The organism is Ohtaekwangia kribbensis (genome assembly GCF_042676245.1).
Lineage (GTDB): Bacteria > Bacteroidota > Bacteroidia > Cytophagales > Cyclobacteriaceae > Ohtaekwangia > Ohtaekwangia kribbensis.
This window is the reverse complement of the sequence record NZ_JBHTKA010000001.1, coordinates 866860-882472: the sequence shown is the minus strand read 5'-3', so window position 1 is coordinate 882472 and position 15613 is coordinate 866860. Positions and strand designations below refer to the sequence as shown.

At 44.5% G+C, this 15613-nt stretch carries 16 protein-coding genes; 6 read left to right on the top strand and 10 right to left on the bottom strand.

What is annotated here, in order from left to right; translation table 11 throughout:
- Positions 1 to 76 precede the first annotated feature (76 nt).
- A complete protein-coding gene (locus ACFQ21_RS03525) occupies positions 77 to 841 on the top strand; it encodes an SDR family NAD(P)-dependent oxidoreductase (protein WP_377574921.1) in 765 nt (254 codons plus the stop codon).
- A gap of 92 nt (positions 842 to 933) precedes the next feature.
- On the top strand, positions 934 to 2040 hold the full coding sequence (gene dinB / locus ACFQ21_RS03520) for a DNA polymerase IV (protein WP_377574918.1): 1107 nt from the start codon (positions 934 to 936) through the stop codon (positions 2038 to 2040).
- A gap of 76 nt (positions 2041 to 2116) precedes the next feature.
- Here the strand turns inward: dinB and ACFQ21_RS03515 are convergent, their stop codons facing one another.
- A complete protein-coding gene (locus ACFQ21_RS03515; protein WP_377574915.1) occupies positions 2117 to 2662 on the bottom strand; it encodes a hypothetical protein in 546 nt (181 codons plus the stop codon).
- A 246-nt stretch (positions 2663 to 2908) separates the two neighbouring features.
- Entirely contained in the window at positions 2909 to 3058 is a 150-nt protein-coding gene (locus ACFQ21_RS03510; RefSeq protein ID WP_377574911.1) for a hypothetical protein, read from the bottom strand.
- A 312-nt stretch (positions 3059 to 3370) separates the two neighbouring features.
- On the opposite strand from ACFQ21_RS03510, the gene ACFQ21_RS03505 reads away from it, so the two are divergent.
- Complete coding sequence (locus ACFQ21_RS03505) at positions 3371 to 4318, top strand: hypothetical protein (protein WP_377574908.1); 948 nt, start codon at positions 3371 to 3373, stop codon at positions 4316 to 4318.
- A 2-nt stretch (positions 4319 to 4320) separates the two neighbouring features.
- Here the strand turns inward: ACFQ21_RS03505 and ACFQ21_RS03500 are convergent, their stop codons facing one another.
- From ACFQ21_RS03500 to ald, 5 genes are all read right to left on the bottom strand, one after another.
- Positions 4321 to 5019 (bottom strand): SOS response-associated peptidase, encoded by a 699-nt coding sequence (locus ACFQ21_RS03500; protein WP_377574905.1) that lies wholly within the window; start codon positions 5017 to 5019, stop codon positions 4321 to 4323.
- Positions 5020 to 5086: 67 nt separating this feature from the next.
- A complete protein-coding gene (locus tag ACFQ21_RS03495) occupies positions 5087 to 6022 on the bottom strand; it encodes a YheT family hydrolase (RefSeq protein WP_377574902.1) in 936 nt (311 codons plus the stop codon).
- A 7-nt stretch (positions 6023 to 6029) separates the two neighbouring features.
- Positions 6030 to 6554: a YfiT family bacillithiol transferase gene (locus ACFQ21_RS03490; protein WP_377574900.1), complete on the bottom strand. Its 525-nt coding sequence runs from the start codon at positions 6552 to 6554 to the stop codon at positions 6030 to 6032.
- Positions 6547 to 7323, bottom strand: coding sequence for a TerC family protein (locus tag ACFQ21_RS03485; protein WP_377574898.1), 777 nt, complete (start codon positions 7321 to 7323; stop codon positions 6547 to 6549). The genes ACFQ21_RS03490 and ACFQ21_RS03485 overlap by 8 nt, the downstream gene beginning before the upstream one ends.
- Positions 7324 to 7495: 172 nt before the next feature.
- Positions 7496 to 8608 (bottom strand): alanine dehydrogenase, encoded by a 1113-nt coding sequence (gene ald, locus ACFQ21_RS03480; RefSeq protein WP_377574896.1) that lies wholly within the window; start codon positions 8606 to 8608, stop codon positions 7496 to 7498.
- 263 nt (positions 8609 to 8871) lie between these two features.
- Here ald and ACFQ21_RS03475 point away from each other — a divergent pair, with 263 nt between their 5' ends.
- Positions 8872 to 11286 carry an alpha-ketoacid dehydrogenase subunit alpha/beta gene (locus tag ACFQ21_RS03475; protein WP_377578247.1) on the top strand — a complete coding sequence of 805 codons (2415 nt, stop codon included), beginning with the start codon at positions 8872 to 8874 and terminating at the stop codon, positions 11284 to 11286.
- A gap of 38 nt (positions 11287 to 11324) precedes the next feature.
- Here the strand turns inward: ACFQ21_RS03475 and ACFQ21_RS03470 are convergent, their stop codons facing one another.
- Positions 11325 to 12182: a hypothetical protein gene (locus ACFQ21_RS03470; protein WP_377574894.1), complete on the bottom strand. Its 858-nt coding sequence runs from the start codon at positions 12180 to 12182 to the stop codon at positions 11325 to 11327.
- Between the two features lie 36 nt (positions 12183 to 12218).
- Between ACFQ21_RS03470 and ACFQ21_RS03465 the strand changes: the two genes are divergently transcribed.
- Both ACFQ21_RS03465 and ACFQ21_RS03460 read left to right on the top strand, forming a co-directional pair.
- Positions 12219 to 13211, top strand: a complete 993-nt coding sequence (locus ACFQ21_RS03465; RefSeq protein WP_377574893.1) for a LuxE/PaaK family acyltransferase — start codon at positions 12219 to 12221, stop codon at positions 13209 to 13211.
- Positions 13212 to 13608: 397 nt separating this feature from the next.
- Positions 13609 to 14013 carry a DoxX family membrane protein gene (locus ACFQ21_RS03460; RefSeq protein WP_377574891.1) on the top strand — a complete coding sequence of 135 codons (405 nt, stop codon included), beginning with the start codon at positions 13609 to 13611 and terminating at the stop codon, positions 14011 to 14013.
- Here ACFQ21_RS03460 and ACFQ21_RS03455 read toward each other — a convergent pair whose 3' ends face one another.
- Positions 14014 to 14751, bottom strand: coding sequence for an SIMPL domain-containing protein (locus ACFQ21_RS03455; RefSeq protein ID WP_377574889.1), 738 nt, complete (start codon positions 14749 to 14751; stop codon positions 14014 to 14016).
- Positions 14752 to 14802: 51 nt separating this feature from the next.
- Positions 14803 to 15576, bottom strand: coding sequence for a class I SAM-dependent methyltransferase (locus ACFQ21_RS03450; RefSeq protein ID WP_377574887.1), 774 nt, complete (start codon positions 15574 to 15576; stop codon positions 14803 to 14805).
- Positions 15577 to 15613 lie beyond the last annotated feature (37 nt).

Sequence of the window (15613 nt, the reverse complement as noted above, 5' to 3'; positions counted from 1 at the left end):
TTTAACCTGAATTCGTCACCATTTTTTGCAACACATGGTGCGGAAGTTTGTATTGTTAAATCAAGCAATACAAACTATGCAAACATCAGGTAAAGTAGCTCTTATCACGGGCGGTAGTCGGGGTCTCGGAAAAAATGCGGCGTTGCGTATGGCGCGCAAAGGTATTGATGTGATCATTACCTATAATAATCGTAAGGAAGATGCAGATGCTGTTGTGGCAGCGATTAAAAATACCGGTAGGGCAGCCGTTGCGCTGCAGTTGAATACCAGTGTGGTAAAATCATTTGATGCATTTTCGCAGCAGCTCGTGGTCGCGTTAAAAGAAAACTGGAATCGCGATACGTTCGATTTCCTGGTTAATAATGCCGGCACAGAATATGCCGCACCCATTGCAACAACAGCCGAAGAACAGTTTGATATACTCTGCAACGTACATTTCAAGGGAGTATATTTTCTTACACAAAAACTATTGCCCATGCTGGCCTATAACGGAAGTATCATTAATGTGTCCACCGGATTGGCGCGTTTCTCTTTCCCGGGATATAGTGCGTATGCTTCTATGAAAGGAGCGATCGAAGTGTTTACGAAGTATCTCGCGAAAGAATTAGGATCGCGTGGTATACGTGCAAATGTTGTGGCTCCCGGTGCTATTCATACCGACTTCACGAAAAGTACTTTTGAGGCGCATCCGGAAGTAACAACCGCCATTACATCGGTTACAGCACTGGGGCGCGTGGGCGAGCCGGATGATATAGGTGGAGTTATCGCGTTTCTATGTACCGAAGATGCCCGCTGGGTAAATGCGCAGCGCATAGAAGCTTCAGGTGGTATGATGCTGTAATCGATTTGTTTTAGATAGAAAGGAGTATATATCAACCGGAAGCATCTGTTGAAAGAAGAGGCTGTATATTTGTGCAGGCAACGGTAAGCTTCATGGAAAATCAACCGGCAGTAAGGCTCCGCAAGATCATTCATATTGATATGGATGCCTTCTACGCGTCTATCGAGCAACGGGACAATCCGGAGTATAAAGGGAAGGCCATTGCGGTCGGTGGTTCACCAGAGGGTAGGGGTGGCGTTGTGGCTACAGCCAGTTATGAAGCGCGCAAGTTTGGTGTTCGTTCAGCTATGCCTTCCAAAACAGCTTTGCAACTGTGTCCGGATATAATCTTTGTGCGGCCACGCTTTGAAGTTTATAAAGAAGTGTCCGGAAAAATACGTGAGATCTTTCATCGGTATACCGATATCATTGAGCCTTTGTCGCTGGACGAAGCCTTTCTCGATGTTACGGAAGATAAACAGAATATAGGCTCTGCCATCGAGATTGCTACGCTGATCAAGCAGGCTATAAAAGATGAACTTGATCTCACCGCTTCCGCTGGTGTATCGGTTAGTAAATTTGTTGCCAAGATAGCGTCTGATATGCAGAAGCCGGATGGACTCACGTTCATTGGTCCTTCGCGTATCCAGTCGTTCATGGAGTCGCTTCCGGTGGAGAAGTTCTTCGGTGTAGGGAAAGTAACAGCAACCAAGATGAAAGCGATGGGCTTGCACACCGGGGCTGATCTTAAGAAATTATCCGAAGATGAACTCGTAAAACACTTTGGTAAAACAGGACGCTTCTTTTACAAGATTGTACGCGGACAGGATGATCGTGAAGTGCAGCCGCACCGCGAAACAAAATCAGTAGGAGCGGAAGATACCTTTGCGTACGATCTTACTACCCTGGAAGAAATGTATACCGAGCTCGATAAGCTCGCTGTAACGGTGAGCAAACGCTTGAATCACTATACACTCAAAGGACGAACGATCACCGTCAAAGTAAAATATAGCGACTTCAAGATTATTACCCGGAGTCAATCGTTTCTTCATGGTGTTAATGATAAAGATACGATTGTCATGACTGCTCAACAGCTTCTGGCGGCAGCCGATATGAACAACAAGAAAGTACGGTTGCTGGGTATATCGCTTTCTAATTTTGGAGAGGTGATCGCGCGTGAAAAGCGAGACCCGGTACAAGATCAATTGAAGCTGTTCTGAGGTATATAATATAAATATACTTTGAACAGGTTCAATTGCTTATATATACATGTTGTTGATTGAGAATATACGCTCCTTAGTATTGGGTTTCAGGGGCCAGGAATAAACCAGCTAGCACCAGTATCCAGAATATACCACCGATAACCAGCACAGCAATCTGCCGACCATTAAAACCCGATATAGTAGTTGCTTTATACTGTTCTGAATTGGCGATAGCAAAATTCAGGGCGTTAGCAGGAGCCAGTAGAAAGAAAGATGATACAATGGATATCAGCCAGTACGGTTCAGGCAATCGCGAAGCAATACTGAAAATGATCTGGCCAGCAAAAAGCGCCCAACTGGAGTAGCTTTTCTGATACCCGTTAGACTTAGCGTAGTGCTGTATGTTTTCAAATAAAGAGTAAAGAAAAAAGATAGAGAATATAGCGCGTGCGACCGGCATAATGTCAAGGCCATCTTTCTCTTTGAAGAAACGCCACGATTTATAGATCCACCAGATGCCGTACAGGCCAAAGGAAACTAAAGAGAGAATGAGCACTTTCATGCCATCAACGATTTCAATTTCTACTTTACTGTTACTTTCATCAGTAATGTTGAGGTCAAGGATCTGATTTGATTCCATGGTTGGTCAGGATTAGGTTATTACCAAAGATTGCAAAGAGCACCTTGATAAGCCCTAACTTTTCGATTGCTTCTGTACAGATGTACCGAATCGACCTCAGTTGATAATATTTAACAATATTGGGAACGCCTGGTTTTATTTGAGGCAGCTATAGTCTGTCCCTATATGCCTTGCGGTTTGGCAAGGACAAAGCCAGACTGAAGAATAAAACAGAACTGTAGAAGTTTCTTTACGAATGTGTCGTGTTCACATCCACTGCATTTTCCACCAGATGCTATAAAGCCCGAAGGAAAGAATGGAAAGGATGAGCACTTTGGTAACGTCACCAAGGTCAATGTCTGTTTTACTGTTGCTTTCGTCTGTGATTTCCAGGACGAGGGTTTGATTTGATTCCATACGTTAGGAAGATTAGGTTATTAACCAAAGTTTGGAAAGTGTGAACAAACAAGCTGCGATTTTTGACAGACTTTCGTACAGATGTAGAGATTTTGGTGAAAAAACGAGTGCTTTTTCCGTGGCTCATCCCACTAAAAACAACCTTCTGGCGTTATAACTGAAGGAATAACTTTCAAAAACGTGATAATTCATGCGCACTAAGAACCAGTTCACACTAAAATCCTTATTTTTGTTTGAATTACCCTGTTCATGCTGAGGGCATTTTTTGTATTTGTTTGTGCTTGCCTGCTTTTAAGTGCCTGTACCCAGCGCATGATATGCCCTGCGTACCAGAGCGCCTTTATTTACGATAAGAATGAACTTCGTAAGAAGTTTAGCTATTTCCAGGAAGACTCAACTCCTAAAGTATTCACGGCCAGTAAAAATAAGTATCTCATTGCCGAGCCAACCTCGTATCGTAAAAAGATACGGAGCATGCAGACGGTAGAGATGAAACCGGTGTATGTTACGCTGCCGGATTCACTCAACCCGGAAGCTGGTATGGATGGTGAAGATGGCGTAGTGCCGGGCGCAGAACTTGATCTGGCGGCCCGTTCGGTTATCGATAGTATTTACATCGAAGATGTAGAGCGCGATACATCGGCCGTTGAAGAAGATAGTGTATACATGATCAGTAAAGACAAGGAAGTTCGCGTACTGAAATATGACTTCCCGGATAGTCTTATCTACGACCCTACTACGGGTAAATATGTGCCGAAAACACCGCGGTATATTGTAACTGAAATTACCTTTAACGTGGAGCAGGACAACTATATGTGGTACCTGCGCGATTACCTCGTGCTGCCGGATGTGCGTCTTGCCAAGCAAGGACAAGCCGAGCAGAAAAAGCAAGCTGCCAAAGCGAAGAAGAAAGGTTTCTTCGGATTCTTCAAGAACCTGTTCAAGAAGAAAAAGAAAGAACAGCCTGCTGATTCCACTGCGCAGCAAGTTGTACCGGAGCCCAAAGCTGATGACTTCGATTATGTTGATGAGGATGAACAGCAGAAACCTGTTGTAACGGAAGAAGCACAGCCTGAGAAGAAAGGTCTGTTCCGCAGAAAGAAAAAGAAATCAACCGAAGAGCCGGCTAACAACGATTCCGCTACGGAAGAAAAACCTGCCAAGAAGAAAAAGGAAAAGAAATCCAAAAAGAAGAAGGATGAGGCTGCACAGGAAGAACCTGCTGAAGAAGAAAAGAAAGACGATGATGATGGATTCTAGGATCAGTCAAAGAGCGTCAGATTTCCGAATTGATCAGCAGCAGGTGCAGGTATAATCAGGGAAGGTACATCTGCTTTCACATCGCTGATGCGTGGCGATACGGAGTATAGATTCATTCGCTCACCTGCGTACGCGTTCAACACAAACGCCAGATCCTCCTCCGTGCTTTCTTTATTTAACCATACACTTTCTTCTTTTTTATTCAGTATTACCGGCATGCGGTCATATATAGACGCAACCATGGTGTTGGCGCGCGTAGTAACGATGGTAAAGGTGTGAAACTCGTTGCCATCGGTGTCTTCATACTCTTCCCACAAACCTGCGAATGAAAAAATCTCCTGGTCAGTACAAATGAATCGATAGGGTATAAATGTTTTCTTCCCTGCTTTCTTCCACGCGTAGAATCCATCGGCCGGAATAATGCAGCGTGTTTTCATCATGGCTCGTTTTATAGCAGGCTTCTCGGCTATATATTCAACCGGTGTGTTGATGATCTTTTCACTCAACGATTTGTTCTTTGCCCACTCCGGTGATGTACCCCAGTAAAACGTAGAAATACCCTGAGGTGATGCGGAGGTGATTACCGGCATTAGTTGTGTAGGGCATGCGTTGTAGCGAGGCTTGAACAACTCCGGTATATCTATCGAAAACCTTTCGCTGATCTTTTCGGGTGTAGCGGTGAGGCTGTATCGTTCGATCATAAATATAGGGGCTTTGAAAGGTGATGCATACAGTTAATGACTTGCCGGAGTAAGTACCGTCAGCAAGTTAAGCGTTTATAAATTCCATCGCACGCTCTTCACTCCAATATAATCCATTTTTATTGAATTGGGCGAAGCCCACGTGGCCTCCGTATGCAGGACTTTCGAACCTGGCAAAAGGATGATCGTGAAGTGTTGCTGCCGGGTAACAGTCTTTACTCAGAAACGGATCGTTCTGTGCATTGATGATAAGGGTGGGAATCGTAATGCGCGTAAGAAACTGCAGCGAACTGCTTTGAGTATAGTAATCAACAGCATTCTTAAAGCCGTGGATAGGGGCCGTGAATTGATCGTCAAACTCAATAAGCGAGGCAATGGCATCTATACCTTTTATATCAAGCTCCTTGCGAAGGGCAGCCTTGGTAATAATTTTCTTTTTCAAACTTTTCAGAAAGCGTTCGGAGTATATTCGGTTGGAAGGACGAGATATCTGAATGCAGCTTGAGTGCAGATCGAGCGGTACGGAAAACGCTACAGCCTTCTTTACTTCTTTCGGAGGTTGTTGCTCACCTATATATTTCAGTGTGAGATTGCCACCGAGACTGAAACCGATGAGCGTAATGTTGGTATAGCCGCAGGCGATGGCATGGTTAACCACTACACCTACATCATCTGTAGCACCACTATGGTAGAAGCGAAGCTCGCGGTTCATCTCTTCGCTGCAGCCGCGGTAATTCCAGGTAAGTACATCAAAGTTATTGGCAAGGCACATTCGTGCCATACCTTTGATATAGCTTCGTTGAGAATTACCTTCCAGACCGTGCGAAATGATCACCAGTCGGCCGGCATCTTGTTTTACCCAGTCGAGATCAAGAAAATCCTGATCGGGTGTAGCAATGCGTTCGCGAGTATACGCCTGCAACGGCACCCGCCTTAGCAAGGCCGGATATATAGTTTCGAGGTGAGCGTTAAAAAGGAAAAATGGTGGTTGATAACTCGACAAGGTATTGTTATTTGCCGGCTACAATTTTCAGGTGCCCCAGGTGATGTTCTCCATGCCACGCATAGCTGGCAATAGCCTGATCGATCCGTACGTGTTTTTTGGAATCAGGATGATAGAACTGTCTTCCCAGTTGTTCTTGCGTAATGCCGTTTAGCAATACAGTCCACTTAGCATGAAGTGCTTTTAATAAAGCTATAGAAATAGCAGGATCTGCTTTCGTTTCGAAAGTATCTGCCCACAACTTCTCATCGTATGCTTTTATGGTAGGAGTCTCTTCCGTCAATGTCCACTTAATGCGGATATAGGCATTCATGTGACTATCCGATACATGATGCAATACTTGTCTGGCAGTCCAGCCGCCTTCACGATACGGAGTGTTCAGTTGTTTTGCAGTAAGCTTGGAAGACAGTGCTTCAATGCTTGCCGGCACAGCTTCTATGCGTTTAATGTTGGCCTTTACATCTTCTAGTGTATAGGAGTCATTGGCTGTAAATCTGCCAATGGGATAACGCAGTTGTTCGTCATTATTCATGGAATTCCTCTTTTGCTTTTTTGCGATTGTTACGCACCCGTATATTCACCATCTCGATCAGCAACGAGAACGCCACAGCAAAGTATATATAGCCTTTTGGTATTTCGTACTCAAGTCCTTCCAGGAACAACATGAAACCGATCAGGATTAAAAATCCTAATGCAAGCACTTCCATGGAAGGGTGACGGTTAATAAAATCACTGATGGCTCCGGAGAATATCATCATAATGCCGATGGATATAATTACGGCAGTAATCATAATGATTACGTGGTTGGTAAGACCCACCGCAGTAAGAATCGAGTCGAATGAAAAGATGATATCGAGCAGAATGATCTGCACAATTATACCTGTAACGTTGACTTTACCTTTTGTTTCCTGATCAAGTTCGTCTTCACCTTCCATTTCATGGTTGATCTCGCGTGTACTCTTGGCGATGAGGAACAGACCACCAAACATCAAGATCAGGTCACGGCCGCTGAACGGATGATCGTGATCGCTGAACAGGTGTACCAGCTTGGTTCCGATAATATCAGAAAGATGGAACAAAGGTTCTTTGAACGATATAACCCAGGTGATACCAAGCAAGAGAATGATACGCACTATGAGTGCGAGGATCAAACCTAAGTTACGGGTACGGGCCCGGATTTCCACCGGAAGGCGATTGGCAACAATGGAAATAAAGATGATGTTATCAATACCTAATACGACTTCAAAAAACGTAAGCGTCAACAAGGCGAGCCATGTTTCCGGGTGGGCGAATATTTCCATGCCGAGTAGTTCGGAGTTTATTTGGCGCTAAAAATAGAATAAGAAACGCGATAGTCCAAGTGAGGGTTACTTCAGAAAGTACTTTAAGTTATCAACAAGTTAACGCGTTTTAAAACAAAAGCCGCAGGTATTTCGTAGACCTGCGGCTTTATATTCAACAGGCTATGCCTGACTATAAAAACTTCTTAACATCTGTATACGGCAGGCTAAAGGCATCGGCTACCGCTTTATATACTACTTCACCCTGAATAACATTTAACCCAAGACGTAGTTCCAGGTTGTCCTGACAAGCTTTCTTCCAGCCCTGACCAGCTAACCGTATGGCATACGGAAGGGTAGCATTAGTCAACGCCAGCGTTGACGTATAAGGCACTGCACCCGGCATGTTGGCAACGCAGTAATGTACTACATCATCAATGATGAATGTAGGATCTTCGTGTGTAGTAGGGCGGCATGTTTCAATACATCCTCCCTGGTCAACCGCTACATCTACCAGTACAGTACCAGGACGCATAGACTTTAGCATATCGCGTGTGATCAGCTTCGGAGCTTTTGCACCTGGCACCAATACACCACCGATAATGAGATCAGAATCTTTGATGAGCTCACGAATGGTATATTCGTTTGATACCATAGTATGAACATTCTTCGGCATCACGTCATCAAGGTAACGAAGGCGCGTCAGGTTAAGATCCAGAATGGTTACATCTGCACCCATACCAGCAGCGATCTTGGCTGCATTGGTTCCAACCACACCACCACCCAGTACTAATACTTTGGCAGGCTTAACACCCGGAACACCGCCTAACAATATACCTCTTCCTTTCAGGGGCTTCTCCAAATACTTGGCACCTTCCTGTATCGACATTCGTCCGGCTACTTCAGACATCGGGATGAGCAGCGGTAAACTTCCGTCATTGCGTTCAACCGTTTCGTACGCAAGACATGTTGCACCACTTTCGATCATGGCTTTTGTAAGCGGTTCGTAGGATGCAAAGTGGAAGTATGTAAAAACAAGTTGATCCTTCTTAATGAGTTTATATTCCTGCTCGATCGGTTCTTTTACTTTCATGATCATCTCAGCGTTGTGGAATATCTCGGCAGCATTGTCTATCAATGTTGCGCCAGCCTTTTGATAATCTTCATCAAGAAAGCCGCTTCCGTTTCCTGCTGATTTCTGAACCTGCACAGAGTGTCCGCGCTTTACCAGCTCCTGCGTTCCTGCAGGGGTGAGGGCTACGCGGTTTTCATTGTTCTTGATTTCCTTCGGTACGCCAATGATCATAATTATTTATAAGATTGTTAATGAGAGCTGCAAATATACAGTTGCATCAAGTATGAAAAAGGAGAGAATGAAAGATGATTTTTATTCGAAATAATTTGTTGTAAAGCGAGCGATCATTCATGTAAAATTCCGATGAATGAGTTTTTCCGAAATAAAATTTGTAAGCCGTGTTTGTAAAATGAAGTACTGCAATCGTTGGTGCTTTTGAAAGGTAAAACTATTCCCTATTTTTGGACTCAACAGGTTTCACCTAATCCCGGATTATTTTGAGCGCATTAAAAGAAGCAAAGACAAAATTCTCGCAGACGAAAGTGAAAGATATACTTTCAGACTATCGTCTCGCAGTAGAAAGCAGGGAAGCCAGTATCATCGGCCGCAAAGAAGTGTTCATGGGTAAAGCCAAGTTCGGTATCTTCGGTGATGGTAAGGAAGTGGCGCAGATTGCTATGGCGAAAGTTTTTCGCAACGGAGATTTTCGTTCAGGTTACTATCGTGACCAGACATTTATGTTCGCGATTGGTGAACTTACCGTGCAGCAATTTTTTGCTCAGCTCTATGCGCATACTGATCTCGAAGCAGATCCTTCTACAGCCGGCCGTTTAATGACCGGTCACTTCGGTACACGCACACTCGATGAGCATGGTAAATTTAAAAATCTGAGCGAGCTCAAGAACAGCAGCGCAGATATATCGCCAACAGCAGGGCAGATGCCCCGACTGCTCGGTCTTGCCTATGCATCGAAGCTATATCGTAACAACCCGGCACTGAAAGATTATACTAATTTTTCAGTGAATGGTAATGAAATTGCGTTCGGTACCATTGGCAATGCATCTACATCAGAAGGTATGTTCTTCGAAGCGATCAATGCTGCCGGTGTATTGCAAGTGCCGATGCTTACTTCGGTGTGGGACGATGGCTATGGTATATCTGTACCGGCTGAGTTTCATACTACCAAAGCAAGTATATCAAAAGCACTGGCAGGTTTACAGCGCACAGCTACTGAAAAAGGTTTTGAAATTATACTCGCCAAAGGATGGGACTACCCCGGCCTGTTGGAAGCCTATCAGAAAGCAGAGAAGATATGCCGCGAAGAACATGTACCGGTACTGCTACACGTTGAAGAGCTGACACAACCTCAGGGGCACTCTACATCGGGATCGCACGAGCGCTATAAATCGAAAGAACGACTTGCGTGGGAAGCAGAACATGATTGCATTCGCAAGATGCGCGAGTGGATTATTAATGATGTAATGGTATTGCCGGAAGAAGTAGATGCCATTGAGAAAGAAGCGAAACTGTCTGCTAAACAGGCGAAAGATCGTGCCTGGAAAGCATTTACAGAAGACGTACGCAAAGACCAGAACATCGTTGACGCTATATTGGAAAAAGCAGAAAAGCTGAGCAGTCGCGGTGAAGATATAGAGGCACTTCGTAATGAATTAAACACTACGATTAACGCCACACGCCTCGATACCATGAAGGCTGCACGCAAGGCGCTTCGCTATTTCCGCGATGAAGATCACGAAGCAAAAACGGAATTGATCGAGTGGGTGCGCGCTGCCGAGAGCGATAACTATAATCGCTATAGTTCACATTTATATAGTACATCGGATGAAGCTGCCCTCAAGGTGGAAATTATACCGCCTCAGTATAGCGATAACTCTTCAATTGTAGATGGAAGAGAAGTATTACAGGCTTGTTTCGATGACGCGCTTACACGCGATCCGCTGGTGATAGCCTTCGGTGAAGATGTAGGGAAGATCGGAGATGTGAACCAGGGCTTTGCCGGTTTACAAGCAAAACATGGCGAGCTGCGTGTAACCGATACCGGTATTCGCGAATGTACCATCATCGGGCAAGGTATAGGAGCAGCCTTGCGCGGCTTGCGACCTATAGCCGAGATGCAGTATCTCGATTATCTCATTTATGCATTACCTACACTGTCAGATGATCTGGCGTGTTTGCAGTATAGAACGAAGGGCGGACAGAAAGCTCCGTTGATCATTCGTACGCGCGGTCACCGCCTGGAAGGTGTATGGCACGCCGGTTCACAGATCGGTATGATGCTGCAAAGCTTACGCGGTATATATATACTTACTCCGCGCAACATGACACAGGCTGCCGGTTTCTATAATACTATGTTAAAGTCTGATGACGCTGCCATCATCGTGGAGTGTCTCAACGGATATCGTCTGAAAGAAAGAATACCGGATAATATAGGAACGTTTAATGTTCCGCTCGGTGTACCGGAAGTTTTGAAGGAAGGTTCTGACGTAACCATTGTTACCTATGGCTCGATGTGCCGCGTTGTAATGGAAGCTGCAGAAGACCTGGAGCAATTCGGAATATCATGCGAGGTGATCGATGTGCAGACGTTGCTGCCATTTGATATACATCACCGTATAGTCGAATCAATTAAGAAGACGAATCGGGTTATTTTTGCTGATGAAGATGTACCCGGTGGTGCCACCAGCTATATGATGCAGCAGGTGCTTGAAGTACAGAATGCGTATCAGTATCTCGACTCCAAGCCTGTAACCATTACAGCAAAAGAGCATCGTCCGGCATACGCATCCGATGGCGATTACTTTACGAAACCTAATCCGGAAGATGTGTTTGAGACGGTATATACCCTCATGCACGAAGTAGATCCGGATACATTTCCGTCTTTATATTAAATATTAAGAATACTGCCGGGAGAGGAGAGACTGATTTTTTATTTCTTGATTCCTTCAAGAGTAACAAAGTCAGTCTCTATTGTATTGCTGGAATTCAAACCGCGATCTTTAATCGTAACGCGCAGCTTGAACGACTGTGATCCCAACACAATAGCAAGACCTTCCGATTTCATACTATAACGAAGTGTACCTTCCAGCGGGCCATTCTCATCCGAGAGTCGTGGAAATCTTCCATCGAAAGACGGACCGCATTCTGTTCCGGTAATGGTTTCCCAATCCAGCTCCGTACCGTTGCTCAAAATGAAATCAACCGTGATATTATCATAGTTCGGATTCTTCTGTGTATAGAATATCTCTTTGATCTCGTACAGATCCGGGTTCTCCGGATTAGAGCTTCGCAGTGTATCGGTGATGTTATAGGTAGCATCAAAGGTGGATTGATCACCACGTTCTACATATAGCGTATCAAATATATAGGTGTTGCAGGTATAGGGATAAATATACTCCGGCATCTTGCTCGCATACTCCGGCTTGTCCAGTGTACGGTTGGTTGCAAGCTTTCCGGTCTGACCGGCATTTATTAAAAGAATGGGAGGGATGTTGGTATACTTGGTAATGGTTGGAACAGCAATGAGGTTGCCGTTGTTTTCCAGGTAGTAGTTCTTCGGGTGAAACGGGTAGGAGATGTCTTCCAGTGAACTTGAAAGACCGAGGTCACCATCGCCATCCTTGAAGTTGATAGAAAGAACAAGCGAGTCGATAGCATCAGCTTCCTGATAAAACTCCAGTCCTGCTAAATTGATACTGGGGGTATTCGGATACTCGGGCGGATCGAAACATGAACTTGCCGCCACTGCTAAAACACCAAACACCAATAGACCCTTTGTAATTTTCATTCTGTATTTTTGAACCCTGTTAAGTTACGTAAACGCTTGGATACTTTTAAAAGTTTTGAATCTACATTATACTCCGTTAACGATCAAACCTTTGCTCATATTGCTTTAGAGGTGTTTCGTTTTCAGGCCGTTAACAATCCGGTATATCGCGCTTTTATTCAAAACCTGTCGGTAGATCCGGCCGCTATAGCACGGGTTGAGGATATCCCTTTTCTGCCAATCTCATTCTTTAAAACCCATGCGTTGCAAAGCGGTAACTGGCAACCCGAAGTAACCTTTACCAGCAGCGGCACCACGGGAGCAACTACCAGTAAACATGCCGTAGCCGATCTCGAATTTTACCAGCGGCATTCACAACGATGCTTCGAGTATTTTTTCGGACCGCTTACAGACTATCACTTCCTGGCTTTGCTGCCATCTTACCTCGAACGGCAGGGATCGTCTCTCATTGCCATGATGGATTATTTTATCAGGCATAGTAACTCTTCATATTCATCATATTATCTTTTTCAGATCGATAAACTTCTGGAAGACCTCGCTAAACTCCGAAGCGATACATCGCGGAAAGTTATACTCTGGGGGGTATCCTTTGCCTTGCTGGACCTGGCCGAAAAATTCGAGATCGACCTGAGTCACTGCCTGATATTCGAGACCGGAGGCATGAAAGGCAGACGAAAGGAAATTACCCGCGCTGAACTTCATGGTATACTCCATGAGAGGCTAAAGGCATCGCATATTTACTCGGAATATGGTATGACGGAACTGCTATCGCAAGCCTATACGGCAGGCGAATTTCGGTTTAAATGCCCTCCGTGGATGAAAATTATCGGGAGAGACATCACCGACCCCCTCAGCAAGGGGTTACTTCGCGAAACAGCCGGGATTAATGTCATCGATCTGGCTAACATTCAAACGGTATCATTTATAGAAACCGAGGATTTAGGCAAGGTTTACCCGGATGGGACCTTTGAAGTTCTGGGAAGAATGGATAATAGTGACGTGCGCGGGTGCAATCTGATGATCGGTTAAGATTTACCCTGATATTTGTTTTGTTCTTAAAGAATTATATTTTTGCTTGTAATCAATCCCATTGAAATGAAAAAGATTGTAGTATTCGTTCTATTGGCAGCTTTTGTGTCAGCTTGCAGCCAATATACATGCCCTACCTATACCAAGAAAGAGGCTCCGAAACAGGCTAAAGATTCTTCTCAGCGTATTTAAACTATATTTATAGCGCTTCCATAGTTAGAGGGTTGCTCTTCTGACTAAAAAGATATTTGCTAAAGGAAATCGTTATCGCGGTTTCCTTTTTTGATTTATACCTCCTCCAGTTAAAAATTCACCCGGAAGTCTGGTGCCTGACATTTTACAGGCACCCGTCACCATACTTTTACAGCAACTAAGAACCCTATTAACATTTTGCTGTATGAAGACATTTACATGGGCCTGCTGGGCTGCCAGAATTATAGCGGCCGCTATTATGGCGCAAACACTGTATTTTAAATTCACGGGTGCAGAAGAATCTGTATATATTTTCTCAACAGTAGGTATGGAGCCAGTGGGCCGCATCGCAGTAGGTATACTTGAACTTGTTGCTTCTGTATTACTGATCATAAATGCCACGGCATGGTTGGGCGCATTGCTGGGTGCCGGGTTGATGGCGGGTGCACTTGGTATGCATGCAACATTATTGGGTATAGAAGTAAAAGGCGATGGCGGCTATCTTTTTTGTCTCGCGCTTATCGTATTGATCTGTTGCTGCTGGGTAATATTCTTCAACAGGCAAAAGATCAATACAATACTTTCGAGGTTTAGGAAGAGCCGCGTGTGATTATGGTTTATTGTTGATGAGCCACGAGATTATCACTTCATCTGATACCTCTATATCCTGCACGGTAAGATCACTGAACCCGGTGTCACTGTTGGAAGCAGACAAGGGTATAGGTGCATAATCACGGTAGCGTAGTCGTTCACGTAGTGAGTAATCTTCATTATATCCGTATCCGTACTGTATAGATTGAATGTTACCCAATGCTAATTTGGATTGGCGTGCAATGATGGCGGCACGTTCTTGTGCGTTTTGAATACTGAGTTCAATAAGTTTACCGCGGACCTCCGCCAGTTTTTCTTCCGATAAAATGAAACTGAATTGAAAATTAAGATCGAGCGTTGTCTCCATAAAAGCATCTACCAGTTTGGTAACGCGTTGTTGGTCATATTTAAATTCAAGAATGACAGACTGTGATGCTATATATCCGCTATCGACTATTACATCGTTTCTGTAAAATGAATTCTTTCCGGCATTAAAGCTGTTGCTTTTGATTTCAGTGTTTTTAAAACCAAGCTTTTCGAGTTGCTTCAGTAACGATGCGTTTTTTTCGTTTACACTTTTTACAGCCTTATTAAAAGCCAATTCAACGGAATTGAATGAGATGCTGATCACGGCCAGGTCCGGAGGTACCTGCATGCTTGCGTTACCTCGAACCTCTACAAGCGGAGGCTTCTGGTTCTGGGCGAAAACATGAATGACCAACAAAAGATAAAGCGAAGTGAAATATAGCTTCTTCATCACGTATAAGGTTTAGTAGAATGTATGAGTAACGAAAAATGCTTCCGAAAGTCACTTCACCTTCACGCCTTTATATAAAATCTCTCCCTTAACCAATCCGAATTTCTGGCGCGTTGCTTCGGGTAACGTATTTACGAAGTCGTCTTCAATAGCTTGCAGGCCGGCTTGCTCAATGCGTTTAGGGTAATCATGACCGTATTTACGAACGTGATCATCCTGGCCGAAGATCCGCTCGCGTTCGCGCGGATCAGTAATTGTATTGTCTTCAAAGGTAGTGTCGGGCACCGGATTGAAAAACGGAATCTGCAGTATAGCAAAGCCCCCGGGTTTTAACACACGATTTATCTCGCGCATCGCCTGTATATCATCGCGTACATGTTCCAGTACGTGGTTGCAGAGCACGGCATCAAATGTATTTTCAGCAAACGGAATCTCATGTATATCCATCTTTACTTTGGCCAATGGAGATTCAATGTCAGCGGTGATATAGTTATCACCATGAACTTTCTCAAAGCGCTTGATGAAACAAGCCTCGGGCGCGATGTGCAATACATGAAGTTTTGATCCGAAGAAATTCGTTTTCTCTTTCAGATAAAGCCAGATGAGTCGGTGACGTTCCAGCGAAAGGCAATTTGGACACAATGCATTCGGTCTTGGATTAATCCGTCCGTACGGCAGCAAGGTGCGGTAACTCGTTTCACACACCGGGCAGGTAACAGCGCTGCCGCGGTAGAAAAGTCCGATAACGCGAACACCAAAACCACCAACACGTTGCAGATACTTGCGTGGTACAAAACGGATAAGCCAGGAAATGATTTTTTTCATGCGGGCGCAAAGATAAACGTTAATCGTTATCGGTTAA